This window comes from Arthrobacter sp. (assembly GCF_030540645.1).
Classification (GTDB): Bacteria; Actinomycetota; Actinomycetes; order Actinomycetales; family Micrococcaceae; genus Specibacter.
Window position 1 is genome coordinate 7,690 of the sequence record NZ_JAUNVV010000077.1, and the last position, 6,980, is coordinate 14,669.

At 65.8% G+C, this 6,980-nt stretch carries 5 protein-coding genes and 1 pseudogene; all 6 read right to left on the bottom strand.

All coding sequences use genetic code 11. The features are described from left to right. Positions 1–1,454, bottom strand: a 1,454-nt coding sequence (locus tag Q4P21_RS13025) for an MFS transporter (RefSeq protein ID WP_303389186.1), incomplete at its 3' end; no start/stop codon positions are given. Between the two features lie 157 nt (positions 1,455–1,611). After that, positions 1,612–1,887 carry an HPr family phosphocarrier protein gene (locus tag Q4P21_RS13030; RefSeq protein ID WP_303389187.1) on the bottom strand — a complete coding sequence of 92 codons (276 nt, stop codon included), beginning with the start codon at positions 1,885–1,887 and terminating at the stop codon, positions 1,612–1,614. A 63-nt stretch (positions 1,888–1,950) separates the two neighbouring features. Beyond that, positions 1,951–3,669 carry a putative PEP-binding protein gene (locus tag Q4P21_RS13035; protein WP_303389188.1) on the bottom strand — a complete coding sequence of 573 codons (1,719 nt, stop codon included), beginning with the start codon at positions 3,667–3,669 and terminating at the stop codon, positions 1,951–1,953. Between the two features lie 23 nt (positions 3,670–3,692). After that, the gene (locus Q4P21_RS13040) at positions 3,693–5,789 is read right to left on the bottom strand and encodes a fructose-specific PTS transporter subunit EIIC (protein ID WP_303389189.1); all 2,097 of its coding nucleotides are present in this window, start codon (positions 5,787–5,789) and stop codon (positions 3,693–3,695) included. 1 nt (position 5,790) lies between these two features. Continuing rightward, positions 5,791–6,753: a 1-phosphofructokinase family hexose kinase gene (locus Q4P21_RS13045; protein WP_303389190.1), complete on the bottom strand. Its 963-nt coding sequence runs from the start codon at positions 6,751–6,753 to the stop codon at positions 5,791–5,793. After that, positions 6,750–6,980: pseudogene (locus Q4P21_RS13050) on the bottom strand (D-beta-D-heptose 1-phosphate adenosyltransferase); the annotation flags it as partial. The gene Q4P21_RS13045 and the pseudogene Q4P21_RS13050, both read right to left, overlap by 4 nt.

The window sequence follows — 6,980 nt, forward strand, 5'->3', positions numbered from 1 at the left end:
GCCACGCTGGGCATGGACCCCGGCAGCGGCTTCCGGGCAGACTCCCGCAGGAAGTAGATTGCCACGGCGCCGATGGCCGAGGTGAACATCAGGTAGAACGCCGGCATCATGTCATTGCCGGTGAGGGTGATCAGGCCCTTCATGATGAAGGGGGCTGTGCCGCCAAAGATCGCCACGGCAAAGTTGTAGGAGATGCCCATGCCCCCGTAGCGGCTCGATGTTGGGAACAGGGCCGGCAGCGACGATGCCAGGTTCGAGACATAGAAAGTCACGGGGAAGGCGATCAAGGCGAGTCCAAGCAGCGTGGACCACACGGGCCCCAAGCCGATGAGCATGAAGGCCGGAACGGCCAGCACCACAGTGCTCAGCGCGCCGACCCACAGCACCGGACGGCGTCCGATCTTGTCGGAGAGACGGCCGCTCAGCGGGATGCACACGGCCATGGCGACCAGGATGGGGATGGTCAGCAACGTTCCGTGCACAGGGTCGTAGCCCTTTGACTCGGTCAAATACGTTGGCATGTATGAGGTCAGTGCATAACCGACGGTGTTGGCCGCGGCCACCAGCACCATGGCCAGCACAATTTGCCGCCAGTATACCTTGACAAGGCGGACGGGACCGCCCGAGGTGTCTTCATCTTCGGCTGCGGCGGACTTGGAATTCTGCTCGTTGGCGTCCAATGTCGCCTGGAACTGGGGGGATTCCTCGATTTTCATCCGGAAGTACACGGCGATGAGGCCCAGTGGCCCGGCCACCAAAAATGGTACGCGCCAGCCCCACTGTTCCATGGCATCCTGGCCGAACGTCAGCTGCATGACGGAGACCAGTGCGGCACCAATGGCAAAGCCCAGGTAGCTGCCCAGGTCCAGGATGCTGGCGAAGTAGCCGCGGCGCTTGTCGGGGGCGTATTCGCTGACGAAGGTGGTGGCGCCGGCGTATTCACCACCGGTGGAAAATCCTTGAATGAGTTTGACCACCACAAGCAGCACTGCGGCCCAGACACCGATCTGCGCGTAGCCCGGGAGCAGTCCGACGGCGAATGTGGACGCGGCCATGACGATCAGTGTGGTGGCGAGCACCTTCTGGCGCCCCACCTTGTCACCCAGCCAGCCAAAGACAACTCCACCGAGCGGGCGGGCCAGGAACGTAGCGGCAAATGTGCCCAGCAGGAACAGGGTCTGGACATCGCGGTCGGCGTCGGGGAGAAAAACCGGTCCCATGGTGCCGATCAGGTAGCCGAACACGCCGACGTCGTACCATTCCATGGTGTTTCCGACGACGGTTCCGCCGAGGGCTTTTTTGAGCATGGGCGCATCGACAATGTTCACATCGTCAACGCCCAACCTGCGTTTTTTGAGCGTGGGCAGACGAGGCTTTTTCACTCGCGCCTGCTGACGGCCTGCGGTGTCCTTAACACCTGGTTCCGGTTGAATCGTGCTTGGGTCTATGGGCATTTGCTCATCCCCTTAAGGAGGCTGGTTGCTTGCGACTTGCGGTTGTTTCTTTCGGACAGACCGTCAATTCTAGCAGGTGCACCATTTTTGACCCGTGGGGAGGCTCCCCACCACGACCAATCCTGCGTGCGGGGAAGGGCCCCGCACGCAGTGAAAATCAGGCGTCGTGGTCCGTTTCCAGAATCCGCGCGAGGGTCTCGAGTGCCTCCGCGGCCGTGTCGTCCTCGGTGCGCAACACAACAAGTTCGCCGTGCTCCACGCCGAGGCTCATGAGGGCAAGCATGCTGTCCGCATCCACCGCCTCATCCAGGGGATCGGTGGCGCGGGCAATGGTCACCTCAACGCCCAGCTCACCGGCTGCTTCGGCAAAGATCGAGGCGGGGCGGGCGTGCAGGCCGACGCTGCTGGCAATGGTGGCTGTTCGTTCAATCATGGTGTTCTCCAACTCGTTTTCCGGGGGTGATGGGTGATGTGTGGTGCTTTGGGGCGGGTAAAACTAGAGGCCCAGCTCGGCCAAGGCGGGCAGCCCGGCACGGACAAGCTCGCGGGCCTCGGCGGCGGATGGCGCATCCACTGCGCGCAGGGCCAGCGCGCGGGCTTGCGGAAGCGTCACGGTGCGCAGGACTGCACTGACGGCCGGCAGTGCACGCGGCGTCATGGACAGTGACGTGACACCCAACCCTGCAAGCACGACGGCGAGAACTGGGTCCGCTGCCGACTCCCCGCACACTCCCACTGGTTTGGGTGCGGTGTCCTCGAGGGCTTGGGCTGCCGAGTGCCGGGCCTGGGATGCGGCACCGGTAACGGTTGCCTGAATGAGCGCCAGCACGGCAGGCTGCCATGGATCGTTCAAAGCGGCTAGGGCGCCCAGCTGCCTGTCGGCGGCCATGGCGTACTGCGTGAGGTCGTTGGTGCCCAGGCTGGCAAATTCCACATGGTCGAACAAATGCCGTGCCGTCAGCGCCGCGGACGGGACTTCCACCATGACGCCGGGGATTCTCAGCCCTGCTTCGGCGCACAGTGCGGCAAAGTCGGCTGCTTCGGCGGCGGTGGAGATCATGGGGGCCATGACCCACACTGCGGCGTCCGACTGCGCGGCTGCGTCGGCGATGGCGGCAAGCTGCCGGGCCAAAACACCCGGCGTGCTGGTGTCGGTGCGGTAGCCCCGGACCCCCAGTGCCGGATTTGCTTCGCTGGTGTCGGTCAGGAAGGGCAGTGGCTTATCGGCACCGGCGTCGAGTGTCCTAACCACCACCTTCTGGCCAGGAAATGCATCGAAAACACCCTTGTAGGCGGCCACCTGATCGGCATGGGAAGGCTCGGTGTCGTTGCCTAGGAAGCAGAATTCGGTGCGCAGCAGACCTACCCCCTGTGCGTTCGCAGCGGCCGCTGCCCGGGCGTCCGCGGCACCGCCCACGTTGGCCAGCAAGGGCACCAGTGTTCCGTCGGCCAAGCGGCCTTCACCGTCGAAGACGCTCAACAGCGAAGCCTGCTCCTGCCAGGCGGCCACGGCCGCACGTTCGGCGTCGCCCGGTTCGGTGCTGATCACACCGGCGGCGCCGTCGACGAACACCAGGGCGTCGTCGGCCAGCACGCCTACCCCCGCGGCAGCCACCACGGCCGGCAGGCCTAGGGCCCTGGCGATGATGGCGGTGTGCGACTGCGGGCCGCCGCCTGCCGTGACCAGTGCAACCACCTTGCTCGGGTCAAGGGTGGCCGTGTCGGCTGGGGCGAGGTCCTCCGCCACCAGGATGAACGGTGCGTCGGCATCGGGGATCTCGGGAGCGGGAACGCCGCGCAGCTGCGCCACGATGCGGGACTTGACGTCCTGCACGTCGTGGGCACGCTCGGCCATGTAGCCGCCCAGGCCCTGCAGCATGGCTGCCACGGATTCCCCGGCCTCCCATATGGCCCGTTCAGCCGACGTGCCTGTGTTGATGAGTTTCACGGCGGCTTTGATCAGCATGGAATCGGTGGCCATCAGTGCGGTGGCTTCGAGGACCTCCCTGCCAGTGCCCTCCACCCTACCTGCACGGGCCAGCAGCTGCGCCTTGACGGCAGCCGCAGCTTCCTTGAGCGCCGCAGCGGCAGTCTCCGGCGCCGTCGAGCTCGCCAACTTCTCACCCGCGGGCGGCTCGGCCAAGGCGGCGGGCATGTGCCGGACCGGGCCAATGACGCGGCCCCGGAAAACACCAACTCCAACAAAGTTTTGCATAACCGTTCCTTTGAAAGTGACTTTTAGCTGTTCTGTGCAACGAGCTGCTGTGGGGCAACAGTATCAACGGGCTTGCGGACGGCCCAGCGTTTGAGGGCCACCACCGAGAATCCGCCAATTACGGTTCCCACCAGAATCGAGAGGATGAACATGCCCACGCTGCCGATGGCGAAGAAAACGAAGATTCCGCCGTGCGGTGCCTGGGACGTCACATGGAAGGCCATGGTCATGGCACCTGTCACTGCGCCCCCGAGCATCATCGAGGGAATGACGCGCAGCGGGTCTGCAGCGGCGAACGGGATGGCACCTTCGGTGATGAAGGATGCGCCCAGCAGCCAAGCCGCCTTGCCGTTCTCACGCTCGGCCAGGGAGAAGCGCTTTTTGTCGATTACGGTGGCAAGGGCCATGGCGAGCGGCGGAACCATGCCTGCGGCCATGACGGTGGCCATGATCTGCCAAGGGGCCTGGTTCACTGCGGTGCCAGCACCCAGGCCAGCGACGGCGAATGCGTAGGCCACCTTGTTGACGGGACCGCCGAGGTCGAAGCACATCATGAGGCCCAGGATGATGCCCAGCACGACTGCGGAGGCGCCGGACATGCCCGTCAGCCAGTGGTTGAGGCCGTTGGTCAGGGCGGCGATGGGACCGCCGAGGAACAGTAGCATGGCACCGGAGGCGATGATGGAACCCAGCAGTGGGATGATGACCACCGGCATGAGGCCACGCAGCCAGCGCGGGACCTTCCAGCTGCCAATCCAGTAGGCGGCAAGACCGGCCAGGATGCCGCCCACCAGGCCGCCGAGGAATCCGGCACCCATGAAGACGGCCACAGCACCGGCCGTGAACCCCGGTGCGATGCCTGGGCGGTCTGCAATGCCGAACGCGATGTAGCCTGCCAGTGCCGGGACCAGGAAGCCCATGGACAGCCCGCCGATCTTGAACGCCACGGCGCCCAAGTACAGGGCAAGGTTGCCGTCGGGCAGATTCAACAAGGTGTTGTTGCCGAGAATGTCATCGGCCGTGGTGCCCAGGGCGATGCTGTAACCGGCCAGCAGGAAGCCGAGCGCAATGAGCAGACCGCCACCTGCCACGAACGGGATCATGTAGCTGACGCCGGTGAGCAGGACTTTCTTGATTTTCGTGCCAAGGTGCTCGCTTGAGACTTCTGCGTTGTGCTCCGCGGTCTCCTCGGCGCCAAAGTGCGGAACCCTGTGGGCATGCGGGTCATCGGCGGCTGCGAGGGCTTCCTGGATCATCTTGGCGGGTTCATCAATGCCCCGCTTGACGGGGGCGTTGACCACGGGCTTGCCGGCGAAACGCTCCTTGCCGCGCACATCCACGTCGACGGCGAAAATTACGGCGTCCGCGGCGGCAATGACGGCCGGGTCAAGCGGGGTCACGGCTCCGGAGCCCTGCGTCTCGACCTGCAGGTCCACGCCGGCCTCCTGCGCTGCCAGTACGAGGGAATCGGCGGCCATGTAGGTGTGGGCGATGCCCGTGGGGCACGCCGTCACAGCAACCAGACGCTTCGGTGCGGAGGTTTGGCCGACCTCGCCAGCGTTGGGGACCCCGCCCGCTCCGCGGTGCCCGACCACACCCGGCCCCCCAACGCTGGACTCGCCGGACCCAACCGGCGCAGCAGCGGTGGCTGTTGCGGCTGGCTGTGGCTTGTCGGCGAGGGCGCCGTCCACCAGGGCCACGATTTCTGCCGGGGTCTTCGCTGCGCGAAGGGCCGCCGTGAAGTCCTTTTTGATGAGAGAGCGGGCCAGTTTGGAGAGCAGTTTCAGGTGGGCGTTGTCTGCACCAGCCGGAGCTGCGATGAAGAAGACGATATCCGCGGGGCCGTCCTTGGCGCCGAAGTCAACGGCGGGGGCCAGCCGGGCCATCGCCAGGGTGGGCTCAAGGACGGCTTCGGAGCGGCAGTGCGGGATGGCGATGCCGCCCGGGACGCCGGTGGCCGTTTTTTGTTCACGGGCCAGGGCGTCGGCAAACAGGCCTTCAACTTCGGCGGCCCGGCCGGTCTTTGCCACGAGTTCGGCAAGATGGCGGATGACGGATGTGGTGTCCGTGCCAAGATCGGCATCAAGGAGCACCAGGTCGGTATTGATGAGGGTTGTCATGTCAGTTTTCCTTGACGGTGGACAGGGCCGTCACGACGACGGCGGCGGGGTTGGTCTGATGAAGAGACGGAACCAGGGTTCCTGGAAGGGACGCGGCGGCCGCCCCATGGGCCACTGCTTGCTGCAGGCACGCTTCGGGGGAATCCCCGCGAAGCGTCGCCAGCAGATATCCGGAGAGGGCGGAATCGCCCGCTCCGACGGTACTTTTTGCTTCAATGGCAGGGCCGGAGCCGTGCCAGGTGCCGTGCTGGGACACGAGCACGGCACCCTTGGACCCGAGCGTAGCCAGGACTGCGCCGACGCCTTGACGCACCAGCAGACCGGCCGCACCGGCAGCCAGCGACGGGTCTGCCTCAAGTGCCGGCCCGTCGGAGAAGCCCGTCAACTCGGCCAATTCCTCGCCGTTGGGCTTGAGCAGGTCCGGTGCGTGCTGCAGGCATTCGCGCAGCGGTGCACCGGAGGAATCAACCGCAATTTTGGGGGCGCGCGTCCCATGGGCGGCACGCACAGCGTCGATGACGCGGGCATAGAAGTCGTTCGGCACCCCCGGTGGGAGCGAGCCGGCGAGCACGAGCCAGGATGCGCCGTCGGACTTTTCCACCGTCAGCTCCAGCAGTGCCGCAACCTGGGCGGTGGTCAGCACGGGGCCCGGTTCGTTGACCTTGGTGGTGGTCCCGTCGGGCTCGGTGATGGCGACGTTGCTGCGCAGCGGTGCACCGATGGCCAGTGCCTTGTGGGGGATGCCTTCGCTCTCCAGGGCGCGGACGACGGCGTCGCCTGCGTCCCCGGGGAGCAGCGCCAGGGCGGGGGTTTCCGAAGCTGACAGGGCGCGGACTATGTTTACCCCCTTGCCTCCGGGGTGCAAGGTGGCAGCGGTCGCGCGCTGGACTTCGCCGCGTTCCAATGCTGCCGAGAGCTCGATGGTGTGGTCAAGGCTGGGGTTGGGGGTCAGGGTGATGATCATGCCAGCACCACCTCGACGCCGGCCGCGGCCAGCGCTGCCTCGAGCTCCGGGGAGGGTGCGGCGGTGGTGACGAGCGTGTCGATCTCCTCCAGCGTGGCGAAGCGGACAAGCGTCTCGGTGCCGAGCTTGGAGGAGTCGGCAAGGACCACCACCTGGCGGGCTGCCTTGACCATGGCGGTTTTGGTGGCCGCCTCGACCGGGTCCGGTGTGCTCAGACCAAAGTCGGC